Consider the following 920-nt stretch of genomic DNA (forward strand, 5'->3'; position numbering starts at 1 on the left):
TATCACACTTAAAACCGAGCATAAGCAAGGTAATATCTATGAGCCTCTCAAAAATCGCGTTTTAGCACTAATCTTCGAGAAGTCTTCTACCCGAACTCGTGTTTCTTTCGAGTCTGGCATGGCTCAATTTGGTGGTTCATCTCTATTTTTGTCTCCTCGGGATACGCAATTGGGTCGTGGAGAACCGGTTGAAGATAGTGCTAGGGTACTATCACGTATGGTTGATGCAATTACTATTCGAACCTTCGAACATGAGAAACTGGCATTATTTGCACGACACTCCTCGGTGCCAGTCATTAACGCCCTTACAGATGACTTCCACCCCTGCCAATTACTTGCCGATATGCAAACCTATCACGAACATAGAGGCTCAATCGAAGGCAAAAAAGTCGTATGGGTCGGTGATGGTAATAATATGTGCCATTCTTTCATTAACGCTGCAGCACTACTTAACTTCGAGTTGGTCATCTCATCACCCGTCGGCTACGACCCAAATAACGAGTTGCTCAAAAAGAATCAAAAACATGCTCATATTGTACGAAACCCAATTGCCGCCGTCAAAAATGCCGACTTAGTTGTAACTGATGTCTGGGCATCAATGGGGCAAGAAGAAGAGCAAAAAGAGCGCATCAACAAGTTTAAAGACTATCAAGTTAGCCCGGAACTAATGAGCGTAGCGAACTCTGATGCCCTATTCATGCATTGCCTGCCTGCACATCGTGGAGAAGAAATTAGTCACGACATGCTGGATCACCCCAGCTCAGTCGTTTGGGATGAAGCAGAAAATAGATTACATTCTCAAAAGGCACTTCTTGAGTTTTTATTGTGTAATGCTTAAGTAAACATAAGAAAGGATTTAGTAGCACGTGTCTTCACCAACAAAGATGAGCAATATACTCGAAGTTAACGATGTACAGTGC

General features: G+C 43.2%; 1 protein-coding gene. It reads left to right on the forward strand.

What is annotated here, in order from left to right:
* Positions 1 to 838, forward strand: an 838-nt coding sequence (gene argF, locus A3735_RS28370; RefSeq protein WP_068639103.1) for an ornithine carbamoyltransferase, incomplete at its 5' end; no start/stop codon positions are given.
* Positions 839 to 920: the final 82 nt, after the last annotated feature.

The sequence above is a fragment of the Oleiphilus sp. HI0061 genome (assembly GCF_001635675.1).